This is a genomic window from Paraburkholderia sp. CHISQ3, from assembly GCF_030464945.1.
Lineage (GTDB): Bacteria > Pseudomonadota > Gammaproteobacteria > Burkholderiales > Burkholderiaceae > Paraburkholderia > Paraburkholderia megapolitana.
Window position 1 is genome coordinate 18,138 of the sequence record NZ_JALPRG010000003.1, and the last position, 18,619, is coordinate 36,756.

The window sequence follows — 18,619 nt, forward strand, 5'->3', positions numbered from 1 at the left end:
TGAGGCATTGCTCAAAATTTTTGTTTTCGAGACGTACCTGCTCTTTAACAGAGCTTTTGAAAGAATGAATTCGAAACAGAAGTTTTTATGGAATACGCATATCGGGCACTGTGGACGCCGATAACGTAGCTTCGATCGTACCGTCAGGTAAGATTTTGCCGGAGCAAATGTTTGCGGGAACAAAGCAGTGGGTGATTTGTTGTCTGGTGCACAAACGCAGTGACAGGCTCGACTTTCTTGTTCGTCATCAACAGGTCTAACGTCCGCGAGCCTAAAAAAGCTCCCGCACCCGGTGATACAACATCCCAATCTCAAGCGCCGGCCCCCGCAACGCCGGCCCACCCGGAAAGCGCGCATGCCGGAGCGCGGCGAACAGATCGAACGCAGCGCTATCACCCGCAATCGCCTGAGCAACGACACGCCCCGCGATGCCGGTCAACGCAACCCCGTGCCCCGAAAACCCCTGCACATAGAAGTAATTCGGATCGATCATGCCGAAGTCGGGCGCACGGTTACGCGTGACATCGACGAACCCGCCCCACGCGTACGCCGTACGCACATCGGCGAGTTGCGGAAAGACCGCGAGCATCCGTTGACGGATCGCCTCGGTGAGTTGCGCCGGCGACGCGCCAGTCGAACTCGCGCGACCGCCAAACAGCACTCGATGATCGGCGGACAAGCGAAAGTAATCGAGAAAGAAATTGTTGTCGCAGATCGCTTCACGCCCCGCGATCAACGCATTCGCGCGCGCTTCGCCGAGCGGTTCGGTGGCAACGATATACGACGCGATCGGCGCGATGCGCGCCGCGACCGCCGCCGGCAGCACACCGCCGAGCGTCGCATTGCCGCAAGCCGCGACAAAGCGACAGCGCACTTCGCCGGCCGAGGTACGCACGCGCGGTTGCGCGCCGCGCACGACTTCGAGCACCGGTGAATGCGCAAATAGCTGAGCGCCTTCGCGCCGCGCAGCGTCGGCGAGACCGAGACAGTATTTCAACGGATGCAGATGCCCGGAGAGCGGATCGTAGACGCCGGCCAGATAGCGCTGCGATGCCACGCGCGCGCGGATCGCATCGGTATCGAGCCAACTGAGCTGCGCATAACCCCAACGCTGTGTGGCAGCCTCCATCCATGCACGCAGGTCCGGCACACGCTTGGGCCGCGTCGCAACGGTCAGATAACCTGGCGTGAAATCGCAGTCGATACCGTAGCGTTCGATGCGCTCACGCACGAGCCGCACACCTTCGACCGACAGCGCCCAGGCAGCGCGCGCACCGTCGAGCCCCAACTGCCGTTCGATCACCTCGTCCTTGGCAAAACCGACCAGCGTCTGGCCGCCGTTACGCCCCGACGCACCCCAGCCAGGCCGGTGCGCATCGAGCACGATCACCGACAGCCCGCGCGCACGGCATTCGAGCGCCACCGACAAACCCGCATAACCCGCGCCGATCACGCACACGTCGGCCTCATGCGCGCCTTGTAACGACGGATCGTCGGTAGCCGGGCGCGGCGCGCTGGCTTCATACCAGGAGTTGCGGATCAACGCGTCCGCACGCAGATCGAGACTGTCAGCCATCAAAGCAGATCCTTCATTCGATACCAGGCCATCGCCAGCACGAGAGCCGGGGTGCGCAGTGTAGCGCCGCCCGGAAAATCGCGGTGGCGAATCTTGCCGAACAGATCGAAGCGTGATGCCTGGCCGTCGATCGCTTCCGCGATCAGCTTGCCGGCGAGCCCCGTTGTATTGACACCGTGCCCCGAGAAACCTTGCGCAAAATAGATGGTCGGTTCAATGCGGCCGAAGTGCGGCGCGCGATTCATCGTGATGTCGACGAGACCGCCCCATGCGTAATCGATCTTCACGTCGGCGAGTTGCGGAAACGTCTTCAGCATGTCGCGGCGCATCGCTTCGCCGAGATCGCGCGGCGCACGCGTCGAGTAGCTGACCTTGCCGCCCCACAACACGCGACCATCGGGAGAAGGGCGGAAGTAGTCGAGCACGAAACGGGTATCGCATATCGCAGCCTGCGCGGGCATCAATGCGTGTGCGCGTGCTTCATCGAGCGGCTCGGTGGCGACCACATAGGTGCCGACCGGCATGATCTTGCGCGCGACAGCGGGCGCAAGCGTATTGAGGTAGGTGTTGCACGCGAGCACGACGAACTGGGCGTGCACGGCGCCGCGCTCGGTCTGCACAACGTGGTGGCCGTTTTCGCGGCGCAGCGCGGTGACACAGCTATCTTCGAAAATGCGCGCCCCTGCAGCACTCGCGGCGCGTGCGAGACCGAGTGTGTAGTTGAGTGGATGCAGATGGCCGCTATCGGGATCGAACAGGCCGCCGAGGTAGCGCGACGACTGCACGTATTGCTCGAGCGCGTCGCGTTCGACATAACGCAGCCGGTCGTAGCCGAAGCGCGTCGCGGCATCGTCGCGTGCGCGGCGTAATTCGTCGACATCGCGAGGCTTGTTCGCGGCTGTGAGGTAACCCGAGGTCAGATCGCAGTCGATGCCGTGCTTCTCGACCCGCATACGAACGATATCGAGCGTCTCCTGGCCCATCTCCCAGACGCGCTTCACGTCCTCTTCGGGCAGGTACTGCGAGAACGCATCGATACCGCATGCGAAACCTGCGATCAACTGTCCGCCGTTGCGTCCACTCGCCGCCCAGCCTACTTTCGATGCTTCGAGTACCGCAACCGAATGGCCTCGCTCGGCGAGATTCAGTGCGGTGGAAATACCGGTCAGACCACCGCCGATCACGCAGACATCGACGGCAATCGTGCTGTCGAGCGGCGCATGGCGGGTTGTGTCGTTAACGGTTGCCGCGTAGTACGACGCGACATGGGGTTGCTGCGAAAAACCAGTCATAGGCAAGGAAAACCAAAGAAGCCGAAACGCGCTGTGGCGAAATCACGCATCACCTGCGCCACATCACGCCTCGGCCCGAACCATTAGAACGCGTAGATCAACTGCGTGCCGAGCAGATCGTTGGACTTCGCATACGAGCCGTCGTTGCGCAGGAACACCTGTTTGTTGGCCCAGTCGTGCCGGTATTCGACTTTCACAGTGAGCTGTTGAGTCGGATAGAACAGCAGATCGAGTGCGACGTCCTGATGGATGGCGCCCTTGCACTCGAAACCGAGGCCACCGCCGGCCTTCGAACTGGCCAGGCAATCCGCGCCGATGCCGAAGCCATCCGCTGTATCCATACCGTTCGCGTTCAGCGCAACACCACCGCCACCGCCGCCGTTCTTGCTGTCGACGAGCGCGTCATAGCGCGCGGTCACGCCCATCCGTCCCACCACCGGCATCGAGAACTTGCGGTGGGCGAGCAGCGAGATGCCATACCACTGTGCCTGGCCGCCGTTGTACGCCGCGTTCTGCTGCTGGCCGTAATCGAGTTCGGCGTTGTACTGCACGTCGGCCTGCGTATAGGTCGCGTCGGCTTCACCGAAGAAGAACGCGCCGAACGCATTACGCGACTGCCCGCCGACACCGTAGACGAACGAACCCGGAATCGGAGCGCCGGTGGCGTCGGTTGCTTGCGCCGATGCCAACGTCTGGCGACCGATATTGAACGAACCGCCGATATCGAGCGCGCTCGACCACGTGTAGTCGACACGTGCCGTGAAGGTCGGGATCTTGTTGCTGCTGGTGATCGGGTCGCCGAGCGAATTGGTGCCGACCTGTACCACCGAGCCATAGGTCCGGTATTGTTCGTTGCCGAGCATGAACTTCCACGCCCACGGGCTGCCGTCGCCGGTGTAGTTCAAGCCGACGCCGATATAGCTGCCCGGGTCGGAGAAGTCATACAGCAGGTTGTGCGTGAGCGTCAGCATCTGGTTCGACTGCTGCACTTCATAGCCACCGAAGCTCGGCATCAAACCTGCCACGACAGTCGTTGTCGCAGTAACCGGCACCGTGATGACAGCGGTGTTCAGCAGGTTGTTGCCGATGTTGCCGTGCTCGTTCTGCAACAGCGTGATGCCGTTGCCGCGGTTCGGCATCAAGGTAATTTCGGCGGACGGCGCCATCGGCCCGACACCGAAGGTCTTCTTGATGTCGAGGTACAGATCGCCGAACGTGCTGTTGAAGTAGTTGTAGCTGCTTTCGTGATTCGCGAACAGGAACGACGAGCTGCTTGCCGCGCGGTTATAGATGTACGTCGGATCGATGTAGCCGGTGACCGACAGACCCGCAAGCGGTCCGGTATTGGCCGCGTCGACGAGCGAATCCACCTTCAACTGCTGATTCGCGATCTGCTGTTTCATCGAGCCGACTTCGTCGTTGGTCAACGTGGCCCGTGCCTTGCCGTAATCCGGCGACGAAATGTCGACCGGCGCAGTCGCCACCGAGGGCGCAGCGGCTGAGCCCCCCGTTGCGACCGCAGGCGTACCCGGCGCAGCCTTCTTCCCCGCGACCTGCGCACGCAGGTCCTTGACCTCTTTTTGCAGCGCATGCAACTCGGCCTGCATCGCCTTGATCTGATCGCTGGTCGAGTCCGCCAGCGCGATGCCCGGCAAGGCCCCCGCGACCAGCAGACAGATAAGTTTCTTCTTCATCTATTTTCTCCTTGTTAGTCGTATTGCAAGGCACTGCTGCTTATGCGCGGGCCGCGTCGAGCGGTTTCCTGACGGCGGCGAGTTGAGGAACATGAGCGTCGGTGTCGCCGGCCATGGCGGCGGCGAACGCCATCTGTGTGTCGCGTGTGCGCTTGCGATCACGCACGAGGATCCACTGGTTGACGGCAATCACACCGATCGTGACGATCGTGATGAAGATCGTTGCGAGAGCGTTCATTTCCGGATTCAGGCCGAGCCGCACGCGCGAGAACACGACGAGCGGCAGCGTCGTCGAACCAGGACCGGAGAGGAAGGCGGACAGCACGAGATCGTCGATAGAGAGCGTGAACGACAGCAGCCAGCCGGCCATTAGCGCCTGCGAGATCAGCGGTAGCGTGATCAGGAAGAACACCTTGAGCGGCGTTGCGCCGAGATCTAGCGCGGCTTCTTCAAGCGATTTGTTCAGCTCCTTCACGCGCGACTGCACGATGATCGCGACATACGACACGCACAGCATCACGTGGCCGATCCAGATCGTGAAGATGCCGCGGCCCTTCGGCCAGCCGAGCATCTGTTCGAGCGCAACGAAGAGCAGTAGCAGCGAGATGCCCTGAATTACCTCGGGAATCACGAGCGGCGCGTTGATCATCCCGGCGAACAGCGTGAAGCCGCGAAACCGCCCGAAGCGTGCAAGCACAAAGCCGGCCCACGTACCGATCACCACCGATGCACACGCGGTCAGCAAACCGATCTTCAGCGACAGCCACGCCGCGGTCAGCAACTCGTCGTCCTGCAACAGCGCGCTGTACCACTTGAACGAGAAACCGGACCACACCGTGACGAGCTTCGACTCGTTGAACGAGAACACGACGAGGCTGATGATCGGAATGTAGAGAAACAGGAAGCCGAGCGTCAGCACGCCGGCAGACAGCGATTTGTTCGGCCGGATCATTTCGCGCCCTCCAGTTCCTTGACCTGGTAGTACTGGAACACGGCCATCGGCACGAGTAGCAGCAAGACCATCGCGACCGTGACGGCGGATGCCATCGGCCAGTCCATGTTGTTGAAGAACTCATCCCACATCACGCGACCGATCATCAGCGTATCGGCACCGCCGAGCAGTTCCGGAATCACGTACTCGCCAACCGCCGGAATGAACACCAGCAGGCTGCCCGCGATGATGCCGTTCTTCGACAGCGGCAGCGTGATGCGCGTGAACGCGGTCCACGGTTTGGCGCCGAGATCGTAGGCGGCTTCGAGCAACGTCAGGTCCATCTTCACAAGGTGTGCGTAGAGCGGCATCACCATGAACGGCAGGTACGAATAGACCATGCCGATATAGACACCGATGTCGGTGTGATAGAGGCGGAACGGCGAGTGAATGACGCCGAGCGCCATCAGCGTGTGATTGAGCAGACCGTCGTCCTTCAGAATGCCGATCCACGCGTACACACGGATCAGGAACGACGTCCAGAACGGCAGCATCACGCCCATCATCAATATGTTGCGCGTGGCGGGCTCGGCGCGCGCGATGTAGTAGGCGATCGGATAGCCGATCAGCAGGCAACAGATCGTCGACACACCGGCCATTTTTAGCGAGCTGATGTAGGTCGCCACATACAGGTCGTCCTGCAGCAGGAACAGATAGTGTCCTAGCTGCAGCGCGAAATGCACGACGCCGTCTTTTACCGTCAGAAGCTCGGTGTACGGTGGAATGCCGAGGCGCAGGTCGGCGAAACTGATCTTCAGCACCAGCACAAACGGCAGCGCGAAAAACAGCGTGAGCCAGATGAACGGCACGCCGATTACGGTGGTGCGACCCGACGGCAGCAGCCGGCGAAACCACGCACCGATCGACGTGGACGAAGCGTGCGCGCCAGAGGCGAGCACGGTAGTGGAGGAGGGGGCGGTGGTTTTCATTGCGTGAGCACCACGCCGCTATTCGGCGACCAGTAGACGAACACGTCGTCGTTATAGTCCGGCGCGCCTTCGTTCATCAAATGCGAGCTAGACAGGTTCGACACGACGATCTTGCCGCTCGGCAGACGCACGTGATACAGCGAGTAGCTGCCCATGTAGGCAACGTCGGACACCACGCCGCGTGCCCAGTTATGCGGCGAGGACGGCCGCTCGCGCGAGACCTTGATGCGTTCCGGCCGCACCGAAATACCGACCGGCATGCCGAGCGGCCCGGTAATCCCGTGGCTCACGTACATGCGCGTTTCGAGGTCTTCGCTCTCGACGAAGATGTGATCCGGCTCGTCCTCGACGACGTGACCCTCGAACATATTTGTCGTGCCGATGAATTCCGCCGAAAAACGGCTGTTCGGAAATTCGTAGACCTGCGTCGGCGAGCCGATCTGCACGATGCGGCCTTCGCTCATCACGGCAAGGCGCCCGGCCATGGTCATCGCTTCTTCCTGATCGTGCGTCACCATCACGCAGGTCACGTCGACTTTCTCGATGATGTTGACGAGTTCAAGCTGGGTCTTCTGGCGAATCTTCTTGTCGAGCGCGGACATCGGCTCGTCGAGCAGCAGCAGCTTGGGCCGCTTCACCAGCGAGCGCGCCAGCGCCACACGCTGCTGCTGGCCGCCCGACAGTTGATGCGGTTTGCGCTGCGTGTACTTGCTCATCTGTACGAGGTTCAGAACGTCTGCGACACGCTCTTTAATCTCGTTCTTCGGTGTGCCTTCCTGCTTGAGGCCGAACGCGACGTTGGCCTCGACGCTCATATGCGGAAAGAGCGCATATGACTGGAACATCATGTTCACTGGGCGGCGATACGGCGGCAGCGCAGCGAGATCTTCGCCGTCGACGAAGATGCGTCCAGAGGTAGCTGTTTCCAGTCCCGCGAGCATTCGCAGCAGCGTGGATTTCCCGCACCCCGAACTGCCGAGCAACGCAAACAACTCATTCTTCGCGATACTCAAATTGACATTGTCGACAGCAATACTGTCGCCGAACTTCTTCACGACGTTTTCGATCCGGACGAATTCATCCGATTTCGTTTTTGTCGCAACCGGTTGACCGGCCGCCTTGGCGGCTTGAATAGGAGGCGTCGATATCATGGTGTAACCATTCGTTGCGGATCGTGGGCGCGACTCCCCCTGCGCAAGACGCAACAGCGGCTCGCAAGGTGCCATAAAGATGCCTACGACCTGGAAAACATGGGACTGCGCGTTGGTCGCGCAGGCTAACTGCCTGTTGCCTGTTTCGAACGACACAGGGATCGAGCGACCCCTGTGTCGCGGTTATCGTCAGCGTTCAAGCACGTTCGTGGAAAAACCGTTGACCATTACTCTCAGTGGCCGGTTTTCAATTGCGCCCACAGGCGGTTCTGCAGTCGCAGGATGTCCGTCGGCACCGGCCGCATCAAGGTCATCTTGCTCAGCACTTCGTCGCCAGGATAAACAGTGGTGTCCTCCGATACACCCGGCGTCACGAACTGACGCGCGGCCTTGTTGGCGGTCGGATAGAACACTTCGTTGGTAATCGCGGAGTTGACCTTCGGGTCCTCGATGTAGTTGATCCACTTCATCGCGGCTTCCGCGTGCGGCGCATCCTTCGGCACGACCATCACGTCGAACCACAGCAGGCCGCCTTCCTTCGCGTTCGAGAACTTGATCTCATACGAGCGCTTCGCTTCCTGAGTGCGGCGGCGCGCGATCCCGACGTCGCCGGACCAGCCAAGCGCGACGCAGATGTCGTTATTCGCGAGGTCGTTGATGTAGCCCGACGAGTTGAATTGCGTGATGTAGGGGCGGACTTTCTTCAGCACTTCGAACGCGGCCTGGTAGTCGGCGGGGTTCGTGCTGTTCGGGTCTTTATGCATGTATTGCAGCGTCGCGGCGAACACGTCGACCGCCTGGTCGAGGAACGATACGCCGCAGCTCTTCAGCTTGGAGAGGTTAGCCGGATCGAGAACCAGCGCCCAGCTGTCCACCGGTGCATTCGCGCCGAGCGCTTTCTGCACGGCCTGCACGTTATAGCCGACGCCGTCGGTGCCGTAAGCCCACGGCACGCCGTACTGATTGCCGGGGTCGGCATCGGCGATCATCTTCATCAGGACGGGATCGAGATTCTTCAGGTTCGGCATCTGCGCCTTGTCGAGCTTCTGGTAGACGCCCGCCTGAATCTGCTTGGCCATGTAGTTCGACGTCGGCACCACGATGTCATAGCCGGAACTGCCTGCCAGCAGCTTTGCCTGCAGCGTATCGTCGCTGTCGTAGTTGTCGTACTTCACATGGATGCCGGTCTCTTTTTCGAAGTTCGGAATCGTGTCCTTCGCGATGTAGTCGGACCAGTTGTAGACGTTCAGTTCGGTATCGGCGGCGCGGGCCGGCGGCGGCAGTACGGTGCAAAGCCCGGCAATAACAGCCAGCGCGGCCCCCGCGACCGCAAGACGAGGACGACGTCCAGATTGACTAGCGCTCATGGTTTTTCCTTTGAAGGTAAGGACCCGGCAGAGCGCGTGTCGCGTGTGGGGTGTGGCGCGCGCATGCCGGGACGGACTGCCGTTACGAAACACCTACTTGCTGTGCGGTTGAGTCGAGAGCCTGCTTCGCCTTCGACACGATCTCGTCGATTTCCTGCTTCGTGATGACGAGCGGCGGCGACAGCAGCATCCGGTCGCCGGTCGCGCGCATGATGAGGTTGCCGTTGAAGCAGAAGTCGCGGCAGATCGTGCCGACCTCGCCGCCGTTGGCAAAACGCTTTCTCGTCTTCGGTTCCTGCGCGAGTTGCAGACCCGCGACGAGACCGACACCGGCGATGTCGCCGACGATCGGATGTTGCGCGAAGGTTTCGCGCAGCAGCTTCTGGAAGTAAGGACCGGTGTCGGTCTTCACGCGCTCGACGATCTTCTCGTCGCGCAACAGCCTCAGGTTCGCGACCGCGACCGCAGCCGCGACCGGATGCCCGGAGTAGGTGAGGCCGTGATTGAACTCGCCGTGCTCGATGATCGCCTTCGCGATGCGATCGTGCAGGCCGACTGCGCCCATCGGGACGTAGCCGCTCGTCAGCCCTTTCGCGAGCGTGATCAGGTCGGGTTCGAAACCGAAGTGCTGATGCGAGAACCATTCGCCGGTGCGCCCAAAACCGCCGATCACTTCATCGGCGACGAGCAGGATGTCGTACTTGCGGCAGATGCGCTGGATTTCCGGCCAGTAGGTAGACGGCGGGAAGATCACGCCGCCCGCCCCCTGGAAAGGCTCACCGATAAACGCGGCAACGTTCTCCGCGCCGAGTTCGAGAATCTTCGCTTCGAGCTGCTGTGCCCGCGCAAGGCCGAACTCTTCCGGCGTCAGATTGCCTTCGGCTTCGCCGAAGAAATACGGCTGGTCGATGTGCACGATGTGCTCGACCTTCGACGGCATCTGCTCATGCATGTAACCCATGCCACCGAGCGTGCCGCCTGCGATCGTCGAGCCGTGATAGCCGTTGCGCCGCGAGATCACGTACTTTTTCGACTGCTTGCCCTGAGTGACCCAGTACTGATGAACGATGCGCAGTACCGTGTCGTTGCCTTCCGAACCACTGTTGCAATAGAAGAAGTGATTGAACGGCTCGGGCGTCAGTTCGGCGAGCAGCGCCGACAGCTCGATGACCGGCGGATGCGTGGTCTTGAAGAACGTGTTGTAGAACGGCAGTTCCATCATCTGCCCATACGCGGCCTCGGCGAGTTCCTTGCGACCGTAGCCGACGTTCACGCACCACAGGCCGGCCATGCCGTCGATGATCTTGTTGCCGTCCGAATCCCACAGGTACACGCCCTTCGCCTTGACGATCACGCGGCTGCCCGCGCGGTTCAGCGCACCCATGTCGGAGAACGGGTGAATGTGATGCGCGGCATCGAGCGCGCGGTATTCGGCGGTACTGCGCGAGGGCAGTGTCTGGCCGCCCGCGGGTTGGGCGGGCAGGATATACGCGGAATCTTCGATTCTGTAACTCATGTTGCCTCCATTTCTTTGAGCGCCATACGTCGGTCGGTCAGACGTGCAGCAGCAAATGCCGGCGTTCCCACGAACTGATCACGCGGAAGAACGCGCCGTATTCGGTTTCCTTCAAGGCGAGGTACGCCTTGACGAACGGTTCGCCGAGAATGCCGGCCATCGGTTCGCAGGCGCCCATCAAGGTCAGTCCCTCTTCGAGATTGCGCGGTAGCTGATAGGGCTGTTCGTAGCCGTCGGTGGTCAGCGGTTCGGTGGGCTTGAGCTTCTGGGTCATGCCGAGATAACCGGCCGCCAGTGTGGCGGCGATCGCGAGGTACGGGTTGCAGTCCACGCCCGGAATGCGGTTCTCGACACGGCGCGCGGCCGGTCCCGAATGCGGAATGCGGAAGCCGACTGTGCGGTTGTCGTAGCCCCACTGCACGTTGATCGGCGCAGCCATGAAGCGCGACAACCGGCGATACGAGTTGATGTACGGCGCGAAGATCGGCATCAGCGCGGGGGTGTATTTCTGCAGCCCGGCGATGTAGCTGTGGAACAGCTCGGTCGGTTTGCCGTCCGGGCCGGTGAAGACGCTCTGACCGCTTTCCTCGTCGACGAGGCTCTGGTGGATGTGCATCGCCGAGCCGGGTTCGTTTTCCATCGGCTTTGCCATGAACGTCGCGTACATGTGATGCCGCAACGCAGCCTCGCGCACCGTGCGTTTGAACAGGAACACGCGGTCGGCGAGATTGAGCGGATCGCCGTGCATGAAGTTGATTTCCATCTGCGCCGCACCGACTTCGTGGATCAGCGTGTCGACTTCCAGTTCCTGGACGTCGCAGTACTCGTAGATGTCTTCGAAGAGCGGATCGAACTCGTTGACCGCTTCGATCGAATACGCCTGGCGTCCAGTTTCCGGACGACCGGTACGGCCGATCGGCGGTTGCAGCGGCAGGTCCGGGTCCTTGTTCATGTCGACGAGATAAAACTCGAGTTCCGGTGCGACGACCGGCTTCCAGCCCTTCGCCTTGTACAACTCGAGCACGCGGCGCAGCACGCGGCGCGGCGAGATTTCGACCGGTGTACCGTCGAAGTGAACGCAATCGTGGATGACCTGCGCGGTAGGATCGACGGCCCACGGGATGATGCGGATCGTGGATGGATCGGGGACGCACACCATGTCGGGATCGGTGACGCCGGTGAGCGTGCCGTCTTCCGGATAGTCGCCGGTAACGGTCTGGATCATCACGGCCTGGGGCAGGCGCATCGATTCTCCGGATTCGAACTTGCTGCGCGGAATGATCTTGCCGCGCGCGATGCCCGCCATGTCGGGGATGATCGCTTCGATCTCGGTGATGCGATGCTTCTTCAGGAATTCGTCGATCTCATGCATGATTTATCTCTCTAGGTTTTCTCGGGCCGGTTGACCGCAAGGCTGGCAGCAGCGGATGCCGCACTCAGCCTGCGCTCAGGGCTCCGGCCCTGTTCCGTATTCGAGCCCGGCAAGCATCGCCGAACGCGCGGAATATCGCTGTGGAAAGCGGGTCGGCAGCAAACTTCCATTCCGGATGCCACTGCACACCGAGCGCAAAGGCGCGCGCGCCCTCGACGCTCACCGCTTCGATCAGACCGTCCGGCGCCACGGCTTCGGTCACGAGACCGGCGCCGAGCCGCTCGATACCCTGGCCATGCAGCGAATTGACGCGCACCTGCGCGGCACCCGCTGCGAGCTGCTGCAACACGCCGCCAGGCGTCAACTGCAGCGAATGGGACGGTCCGTACTGCGTGTCCAGCGTGTCCTCCTTGTTTTCACGGTGATCGTCGAGACCTTCCACCGTGTGGACGCTTTGATGCAGCGTGCCGCCGAACACCACGTTCATTTCCTGAAAGCCCCTGCAGATCGCCAGTACCGGCACGCCCGCCGCGATCGCTGCGCGCATCAGCGGCAGCGTTGTTGCGTCGCGGGCGGGGTCGTGCAACGTGCCGGGTGCGCTTGCGTGACCGCCGTAACGCTGCGGCTCGACGTTCGAATAGCTGCCGGTAAACAGCAGCCCGTCGACCGCCTGCAGGATGTCGGCGCTGGCCTGCCGGTCGCCGAGCGCGGGCAGCAGCAGCGCAAGGGCCTGCGATCCGTCGACGATCGCAGCGATGTACTTTTCGCCGGTCATGTGTGACGGGTGCACACCCATCATGTTTCTGTCGGCGCTGATACCGACGACTGGTCTGGTTTGCATGGCGCGTTGCAGTATCTGGATTGAACGCGGTGCGGCTTGCGCTGCACCGTATGCGCGGCACGATTCCGCTGCCGTGCGCAATACGCAAGGCCACCGGAAGAGGCGGGCGGAGGTCGTCAGCGGACCGCGCCGCGCGTGATAAACAGATGAGCCGTCCGCATCGTTCGAGTGCGCCGCACAGCCTGCACAGGCGGCATGTAGCCGCGTGCTAACACCGGCGTAAAAAACGCACAGCGCGCTGACGCAGACGAACGAGGCGAACGGCTAAAAAAGAAAGGCGCTACGGCAGCAGCGACGCGACTTCGTCGGTGCGCACAGCGATAAACGCGCGCGCAGAAATAGCGTTGTGACGGCGGACGGAGCGACGGGAAAGGATCGTGAAGACGGACAGAAACCGGCGAAACGCAAGCCTGCCGTTGCTGCCGTCGGCGATGGTGCGGTCAGCGCGAAGACATCTCGCCGGCTGACTACGATCCCACCTTACCAAAGGGCCTCGGACTCTCACGATTACACTCGACTTGGCGTTGACAGTGTTGAACGTCTCGCTCGATACAACGCACAGGGCGTTTAAAGAAACGTGACGCCGGTCTTGCCGTACATGTACTGGCCCGGCAGTTTCGCTGCACCGCAAAAGCTTTGCAGGGAGGCGCTGATGACCGTATGACGACGACCTGTAGTTCAGGATATACGAGTCAAAAATGCCGTCAAATGCTTTTTGCGAAACCATCATCAGGGCTTACCCGGAGCATTCTACCCGATCGTGCAAGATAGGAACGGCGCTTGCGCGAGCGATTATTTCGCTTGGCTTTCGGGGTTTTCCCAGGCAGCGCGTGCAATAAAGTGATTAGAATATTCAACACTCGCGTGCCGCATTTCGCGCACGCCCCCTTGTTCTACGAGCGTATCGATGTCCATCGAAGTAGCGACCCGCCTGCAGTACATCCGCAAGAAGCATGGTCTGTCGCAGCGCGAGCTGGCCAAACGCGCGGGCGTAACGAACGGCACGATCTCGCTGATCGAGCAGAATCGCGTGAGCCCGTCGGTGGGTTCGCTGAAGAAACTGCTCGAGTCGATTCCGATGAGCCTCGCCGAATTCTTTACGTTCGAAGTAGAGGCGAGTCGCGGTGTCGTGTCGCGCCGCGTGGACATGCCGAATCTCGGCAACGAATCGATCGAGTTCTACCTCGCGGGCTCCGGTATGAAGGACCGCAACATGTGCATCATGCGCGAGGTGTATCAGCCGCTTTCCGATACCGGCCCGGAGATGCTGCAACACGCGGGGCACGAAGGCGGCGTCGTGGTGAGCGGCCAGCTCGAGCTGACCGTCAACGAAACGACGTGGCTGCTCGACCCCGGCGACAGCTATTACTTCGAGAGCCGTTTTCCGCACCGCTTTCGCAATCCCAGCGCGGAGCAGGTCTGCGAGGTCGTGTCGGCGAATTCGCCACCGACCTTCTAGGCCGCGTCAACGCGTTCGCTGTACTCACAACATTGAGGCATCCCGATGGACAAGAATTCACTGGCTTACTGGCAGGACAAGGCCGCTACGCTTTCGATCGAAGGCCGCGCGTTTATCGATGGTGCGTATCGCGATTCGCAGAGCGGGCGTACGTTCGACTGCGTGAGCCCGATCGACGGCAAGTTGCTTGCGAAGGTGGCCGATAGCGGCGCCGCGGATGTCGATGCCGCAGTCGCCGCTGCGCGTCGCGCATTCGATGCGCGCGTGTGGTCAGGCCTCAATCCGCGCAAGCGCAAGTCGGTGCTGCTGCGCTGGGCCAAGCTGATGCGCGAGCATCGCGACGAACTATCGTTGCTCGAAACACTCGATGCCGGTAAGCCGATCGCCGACACGACGAGCGTCGACGTGCCGGGTGCGGCGTATTGCGTCGAGTGGTATGCCGAAGCGATCGATAAGGTGGGCGGCGAAGTGGTGCCGTCCGATCATCATCTGGTTGGTCTGGTCACACGTGAGCCGATCGGTGTCGTTGCAGCAGTTGTGCCATGGAATTTTCCGCTGCTGATGGCCGCGTGGAAATTCGGCCCCGCGCTTGCAGCGGGCAACAGCGTCGTGCTCAAGCCGTCGGAGAAGTCGCCGCTCACCGCGATCCGCGTCGCGCAGCTCGCGCTCGACGCGGGCATTCCGGCCGGCGTCTTCAACGTCGTGCCGGGCGGCGGCGAGCCGGGCAAGCTGCTCGCGTTGCATGCGGATGTCGATTGCCTCGCGTTCACCGGATCGACGAATGTCGGCAAGCTGATCATGCAGTACGCCGGACAATCGAATCTGAAACGCGTCTGGCTCGAACTGGGCGGCAAGTCGCCGAACATCGTGCTGCCGGACTGTCCGGATCTCGATCGCGCGGCTAACGCGGCAGCGGGCGCGATTTTCTACAACATGGGCGAGATGTGTACGGCGGGTTCGCGGCTGCTCGTGCATCGCGACATCAAGGATGCGTTTCTTGAACGGCTCGCTGTGGCCGCGCGTGGGTATACGCCGGGCAACCCGCTCGATCCGCAGACGTCGATGGGCGCGATCGTCGATCAGGTGCAGCTCGATCGTGTGCTCGGTTATATCGAGGCGGGTCGCGCTGAAGCGAAGTTGTTGCTCGGCGGTTCGCGTGTGAAGCAGGAGAGCGGTGGTTTTTATATCGAACCGACTGTGTTCGATGTGAAGCCCGACGCGAAAATCGCGCGTGAGGAAATTTTCGGACCGGTGCTGTCGGTGATTACGTTCGATACCGTCGAAGAAGCGGTGCAGATTGCGAACGATAGCGACTACGGTCTCGCCGCCGCTGTTTGGACCGCTAACCTGACCACCGCGCACGAAGTCGCACGCAGCCTGCGGGCCGGCACGGTATGGGTCAACTGCTACGACGAAGGGGGCGATATGAACTTCCCGTTCGGCGGTTACAAACAATCGGGCAACGGCCGCGACAAGTCGTTGCACGCACTGGAGAAGTACACCGAGCTGAAGTCCACGCTCGTAAGGTTGCGCTAAAGGATTCGCGTTCCCAATGAATCCGTCGCCGGCGGCTATGCACACTACGAAATAACGCATACCGCCGGCCTGTTCCTGCAGGTTCACTCCATGACCGAACTGCTCTATGGCGACGGCGCAATACGCCGTCCGTCCCTTTACGGCTCCTCGATCGAAAACACTTATGCGGGCGTGCTGTCGTTCATGCGACGACGCTATACGCGCGACCTCGACGGTGTCGATGTCGTCGTGTCCGGCGTGCCGCTCGACCTTGCTACGACCTTCAGATCGGGCGCGCGCCTCGGGCCCGCGGCCGTGCGCGCGGCGAGCGTACAACTCTCGGAACTGCATCCGTACCCGTGGGGCTTCAATCCGTTCGACGATCTCGCCGTGACCGACTACGGCGATTGCTGGTTCGATGCGCACAACCCGCTGACGATCAAACCCGCCATCGTCGAACACGCCCGTACGATCTTGCGTTCGAACGCCAAGATGCTGACGTTTGGCGGCGATCACTACATCACCTATCCGTTGCTCGTTGCGCATGCGGAGAAATACGGCAAGCCGCTTTCGTTGATTCACTTCGACGCGCACTGCGACACGTGGGCCGACGACAGTCCCGATAGTCTCAACCACGGGTCGATGTTCTACAAGGCAGTGAAGGAAGGGCTGATCGATCCTGCAACCTCGGTGCAGGTCGGTATCCGCACGTGGAACGACGATTTCATGGGCATGAATATTCTCGATGCCGCGTGGGTGCACGAGCATGGTGTACGTGCCGCGGTGGAACGCATCGTGTCGATCGTCGGCGCGCGGCCGGCGTATCTGACGTTCGATATCGATTGTCTCGATCCGGCTTTTGCGCCGGGTACCGGTACGCCGGTGGCAGGTGGGTTGTCGTCGGCGCAGGGGCTGGCGATCGTGCGTGGACTTGGGGCGTTGAACTTGATTGGCGCCGATGTCGTGGAGGTCGCGCCTGCCTACGATCAGAGTGAGATCACCGCGCTCGCGGCTGCGCATATTGCGTGCGATGTGTTGTGCCTGTGGCGGCAGCAGAAAGTTGGCGGGCGTTAACTGACGGTTAATGTTTTCTCTGCTTTAAAACCGGCGTTAGCTTATTGAAGAAGATCTTCCAGGCTGACGCCGGCCCTCATGCAACCCGATTGCATAAGCGCTCAACGCACCGCTCAGAATGGCGAGCTGCCACATCAGCATGTCGCTGCCGAGCGCCTTCATGGCGATGCCAGCAAGCAGCGGCCCCACGATCGAACCGGCAGTAAATGCAATCGATACCCTACGCACATTGAAACTGAGCGCCGCCGTGCCGCTGCGCGCGACCGCATAACACCCGAGCGTCAGAAACGCGCTATGCATGCCGCCGAGCAGCACCGCACTCGCCATGAGCAGCCACGACGACGGCGCTGCCAGCGAGAAAGTGAAGATCGCGAGCGTACTGGTCGCCGCACAGACAATGACCGCGGCGCCGAGCCCCGCACGATCGGCAAACCAGCCGACGGGAAACTGGCATGCCATCGCACCGATTCCGAAGAACGTCAGTAGCGTGGCTGTCTGCGCGCCGTTCATACCACGTCCGTCGGCAAACAGTGGAAACAGGCCGTAGAGCGCGCCATCGCTAAGACCGCCGATCGCTGCGACCACCATGCCGAGACAAACGAGCGCATCGAATGGCGCATGCGGTTTCGCGGATTGACGGGCGGCTGGCTGCGTCGTGATGCCATCGGCTTTGCTCGATGCGGTCATGCATAGCGGCACGGCTGCGGCAAGCGTGAACGCAGCGCCGGCCATGAACGTGATGTGCCCATCGACGTTGCACCATACCGCCAGTGCAGGGCCGATCGCACCGGCTGTCGCGACCAGCGCTTCGTGAATGCCGACGACGCGTCCACTCGATTGCGTCGGGACCAGTTGATACAGCCAGGTTTCGTTGGCGATCCAGCGCAAGCCGATGCCGAAGCCGATCAGTGCGCCGGGTACGATCCATAGCGGCCACGACAGCGCACCCATGATTGCAAACGCAACCGTCGATGCCACAAGACCGAGCAGCACGGTCCACCTTGCGCCGATCCGGTTCATGAGCGCAGGTGTGACCAGCAGGCCAGCGAGCAATCCCGTCCACTGTGCAGCCGAGAACAGACCCGCGCGCGGCGCATCGAGCCCACGATGCGCGAGCCAGACCGGCAGCACCATGAAGCCGATGCCGAACTGACCGATTTGCGACAACGCCGACACCGCATTGAGCGCGGCAATCGCGTTCCAGCGGACGGGGGCGGTATTCACGGTGCGCTCCGCTCCGGCATCGGCAGTCCCTGCTCGCGACACTCGACGGGACAGCCCGCCTTCAAACACGGACCGTCGTCGCAAAAGCGGCACAGTTGCATCGCGTGTGCCGGGTCTCGCGTTTCTTCCCAGAGAATCTTGATCAGCAGGTCTTCGAACGCGACGCGTTCGTGATCGTCGAGACGCCCGACGATGCGCTTCAACATACGGTCGCGAGCGGACCGTACGCGATTCATCTCGCGCTTGCCGGCAGCGGTAAGCACGAGGGCGACTGAGCGCCGGTCATCGCCGGTTTTCTTTTCGACGAGTCCCGCATCGACAAGCCCCGCCACCGCGCGAACTGCCGCCGGATGCGACAGGTCGACCGCTTCGCGCAGCACTTCGATCGACGAATCCGGGTACTGGCCGATTGCGTTCAGCATGGCGCGCGCGGTGGCGCCGGCCAGTGCGGGCGGCGTATCCTGGCCGTTCATCTCGTCTGTGACCAGCACGGCCAGTACGCCGAGCAGGTTTTCCGTGCGCTGGGTCATCGGGGTACCTAATTGTGTGCAACGTGCATATATGCATGTTGCACACAATGAATGGAGAATGCAAGTGCGACGTACCCCGATGTTATGG

Annotated in this window: 16 protein-coding genes; 3 read left to right on the plus strand and 13 right to left on the minus strand. The window is 61.6% G+C overall.

Features of this window, described 5'->3' with window-relative positions; all coding sequences use genetic code 11:
- Positions 1 to 271: 271 nt before the first annotated feature.
- The 11 genes from M0D65_RS07235 to M0D65_RS07285 all read right to left on the minus strand — a co-directional run bounded on the left by M0D65_RS07235 (position 272) and on the right by M0D65_RS07285 (position 13,234).
- On the minus strand, positions 272 to 1,576 hold the full coding sequence (locus tag M0D65_RS07235; RefSeq protein ID WP_266252060.1) for an FAD-binding oxidoreductase: 1,305 nt from the start codon (positions 1,574 to 1,576) through the stop codon (positions 272 to 274).
- Positions 1,576 to 2,868, minus strand: coding sequence for an FAD-binding oxidoreductase (locus tag M0D65_RS07240; protein ID WP_266252061.1), 1,293 nt, complete (start codon positions 2,866 to 2,868; stop codon positions 1,576 to 1,578). Before M0D65_RS07240 ends, M0D65_RS07235 begins: the two co-directional genes overlap by 1 nt.
- 83 nt (positions 2,869 to 2,951) lie before the next feature.
- A complete protein-coding gene (locus M0D65_RS07245) occupies positions 2,952 to 4,562 on the minus strand; it encodes a DUF3138 family protein (protein WP_266252062.1) in 1,611 nt (536 codons plus the stop codon).
- A 40-nt stretch (positions 4,563 to 4,602) separates the two neighbouring features.
- Positions 4,603 to 5,514 carry an ABC transporter permease subunit gene (locus M0D65_RS07250; protein ID WP_266252063.1) on the minus strand — a complete coding sequence of 304 codons (912 nt, stop codon included), beginning with the start codon at positions 5,512 to 5,514 and terminating at the stop codon, positions 4,603 to 4,605.
- Positions 5,511 to 6,482: an ABC transporter permease subunit gene (locus M0D65_RS07255; RefSeq protein WP_266252064.1), complete on the minus strand. Its 972-nt coding sequence runs from the start codon at positions 6,480 to 6,482 to the stop codon at positions 5,511 to 5,513. The genes M0D65_RS07250 and M0D65_RS07255 overlap by 4 nt, the downstream gene beginning before the upstream one ends.
- Positions 6,479 to 7,633, minus strand: a complete 1,155-nt coding sequence (locus M0D65_RS07260; RefSeq protein ID WP_096726135.1) for an ABC transporter ATP-binding protein — start codon at positions 7,631 to 7,633, stop codon at positions 6,479 to 6,481. Before M0D65_RS07260 ends, M0D65_RS07255 begins: the two co-directional genes overlap by 4 nt.
- Positions 7,634 to 7,866: 233 nt before the next feature.
- Positions 7,867 to 9,000 (minus strand): polyamine ABC transporter substrate-binding protein, encoded by a 1,134-nt coding sequence (locus M0D65_RS07265; RefSeq protein ID WP_266252065.1) that lies wholly within the window; start codon positions 8,998 to 9,000, stop codon positions 7,867 to 7,869.
- Positions 9,001 to 9,082: 82 nt separating this feature from the next.
- Entirely contained in the window at positions 9,083 to 10,516 is a 1,434-nt protein-coding gene (locus M0D65_RS07270; protein ID WP_266252066.1) for an aspartate aminotransferase family protein, read from the minus strand.
- A gap of 37 nt (positions 10,517 to 10,553) precedes the next feature.
- Positions 10,554 to 11,888: a glutamine synthetase family protein gene (locus M0D65_RS07275; protein ID WP_266252067.1), complete on the minus strand. Its 1,335-nt coding sequence runs from the start codon at positions 11,886 to 11,888 to the stop codon at positions 10,554 to 10,556.
- Positions 11,889 to 11,952: 64 nt separating this feature from the next.
- Positions 11,953 to 12,729, minus strand: coding sequence for a gamma-glutamyl-gamma-aminobutyrate hydrolase family protein (locus M0D65_RS07280; protein ID WP_266252068.1), 777 nt, complete (start codon positions 12,727 to 12,729; stop codon positions 11,953 to 11,955).
- Between the two features lie 280 nt (positions 12,730 to 13,009).
- The gene (locus M0D65_RS07285; protein ID WP_245811386.1) at positions 13,010 to 13,234 is read right to left on the minus strand and encodes a hypothetical protein; all 225 of its coding nucleotides are present in this window, start codon (positions 13,232 to 13,234) and stop codon (positions 13,010 to 13,012) included.
- Between the two features lie 402 nt (positions 13,235 to 13,636).
- Between M0D65_RS07285 and M0D65_RS07290 the strand changes: the two genes are divergently transcribed.
- The 3 genes from M0D65_RS07290 to speB all read left to right on the plus strand — a co-directional run bounded on the left by M0D65_RS07290 (position 13,637) and on the right by speB (position 16,777).
- A complete protein-coding gene (locus M0D65_RS07290) occupies positions 13,637 to 14,188 on the plus strand; it encodes a cupin domain-containing protein (protein ID WP_091007358.1) in 552 nt (183 codons plus the stop codon).
- A 45-nt stretch (positions 14,189 to 14,233) separates the two neighbouring features.
- Complete coding sequence (locus M0D65_RS07295) at positions 14,234 to 15,724, plus strand: aldehyde dehydrogenase (protein ID WP_266252069.1); 1,491 nt, start codon at positions 14,234 to 14,236, stop codon at positions 15,722 to 15,724.
- A 90-nt stretch (positions 15,725 to 15,814) separates the two neighbouring features.
- The gene (speB, locus tag M0D65_RS07300; protein ID WP_266252070.1) at positions 15,815 to 16,777 is read left to right on the plus strand and encodes an agmatinase; all 963 of its coding nucleotides are present in this window, start codon (positions 15,815 to 15,817) and stop codon (positions 16,775 to 16,777) included.
- Between the two features lie 36 nt (positions 16,778 to 16,813).
- Here the strand turns inward: speB and M0D65_RS07305 are convergent, their stop codons facing one another.
- Together M0D65_RS07305 and M0D65_RS07310 are read right to left on the minus strand one after the other, a co-directional pair.
- Positions 16,814 to 18,001 carry an MFS transporter gene (locus M0D65_RS07305; RefSeq protein WP_266252071.1) on the minus strand — a complete coding sequence of 396 codons (1,188 nt, stop codon included), beginning with the start codon at positions 17,999 to 18,001 and terminating at the stop codon, positions 16,814 to 16,816.
- Entirely contained in the window at positions 17,998 to 18,531 is a 534-nt protein-coding gene (locus M0D65_RS07310; RefSeq protein ID WP_266252072.1) for a MarR family winged helix-turn-helix transcriptional regulator, read from the minus strand. The genes M0D65_RS07305 and M0D65_RS07310 overlap by 4 nt, the downstream gene beginning before the upstream one ends.
- Positions 18,532 to 18,619: the final 88 nt, after the last annotated feature.

Bases quoted from the DNA above. Each gene is read 5' to 3' on its own strand.
- M0D65_RS07235 (WP_266252060.1), bottom strand. From the start codon at position 1,576: ATGGCTGACAGTCTCGATCTGCGTGCGGACGCGTTGATCCGCAACTCC.
- M0D65_RS07240 (WP_266252061.1), bottom strand. From the start codon at position 2,868: ATGACTGGTTTTTCGCAGCAACCCCATGTCGCGTCGTACTACGCGGCA.
- M0D65_RS07245 (WP_266252062.1), bottom strand. From the start codon at position 4,562: ATGAAGAAGAAACTTATCTGTCTGCTGGTCGCGGGGGCCTTGCCGGGC.
- M0D65_RS07250 (WP_266252063.1), bottom strand. From the start codon at position 5,514: ATGATCCGGCCGAACAAATCGCTGTCTGCCGGCGTGCTGACGCTCGGC.
- M0D65_RS07255 (WP_266252064.1), bottom strand. From the start codon at position 6,482: ATGAAAACCACCGCCCCCTCCTCCACTACCGTGCTCGCCTCTGGCGCG.
- M0D65_RS07260 (WP_096726135.1), bottom strand. From the start codon at position 7,633: ATGATATCGACGCCTCCTATTCAAGCCGCCAAGGCGGCCGGTCAACCG.
- M0D65_RS07265 (WP_266252065.1), bottom strand. From the start codon at position 9,000: ATGAGCGCTAGTCAATCTGGACGTCGTCCTCGTCTTGCGGTCGCGGGG.
- M0D65_RS07270 (WP_266252066.1), bottom strand. From the start codon at position 10,516: ATGAGTTACAGAATCGAAGATTCCGCGTATATCCTGCCCGCCCAACCC.
- M0D65_RS07275 (WP_266252067.1), bottom strand. From the start codon at position 11,888: ATGCATGAGATCGACGAATTCCTGAAGAAGCATCGCATCACCGAGATC.
- M0D65_RS07280 (WP_266252068.1), bottom strand. From the start codon at position 12,729: ATGCAAACCAGACCAGTCGTCGGTATCAGCGCCGACAGAAACATGATG.
- M0D65_RS07290 (WP_091007358.1), top strand. From the start codon at position 13,637: ATGTCCATCGAAGTAGCGACCCGCCTGCAGTACATCCGCAAGAAGCAT.
- M0D65_RS07295 (WP_266252069.1), top strand. From the start codon at position 14,234: ATGGACAAGAATTCACTGGCTTACTGGCAGGACAAGGCCGCTACGCTT.
- speB (WP_266252070.1), top strand. From the start codon at position 15,815: ATGACCGAACTGCTCTATGGCGACGGCGCAATACGCCGTCCGTCCCTT.
- M0D65_RS07310 (WP_266252072.1), bottom strand. From the start codon at position 18,531: ATGACCCAGCGCACGGAAAACCTGCTCGGCGTACTGGCCGTGCTGGTC.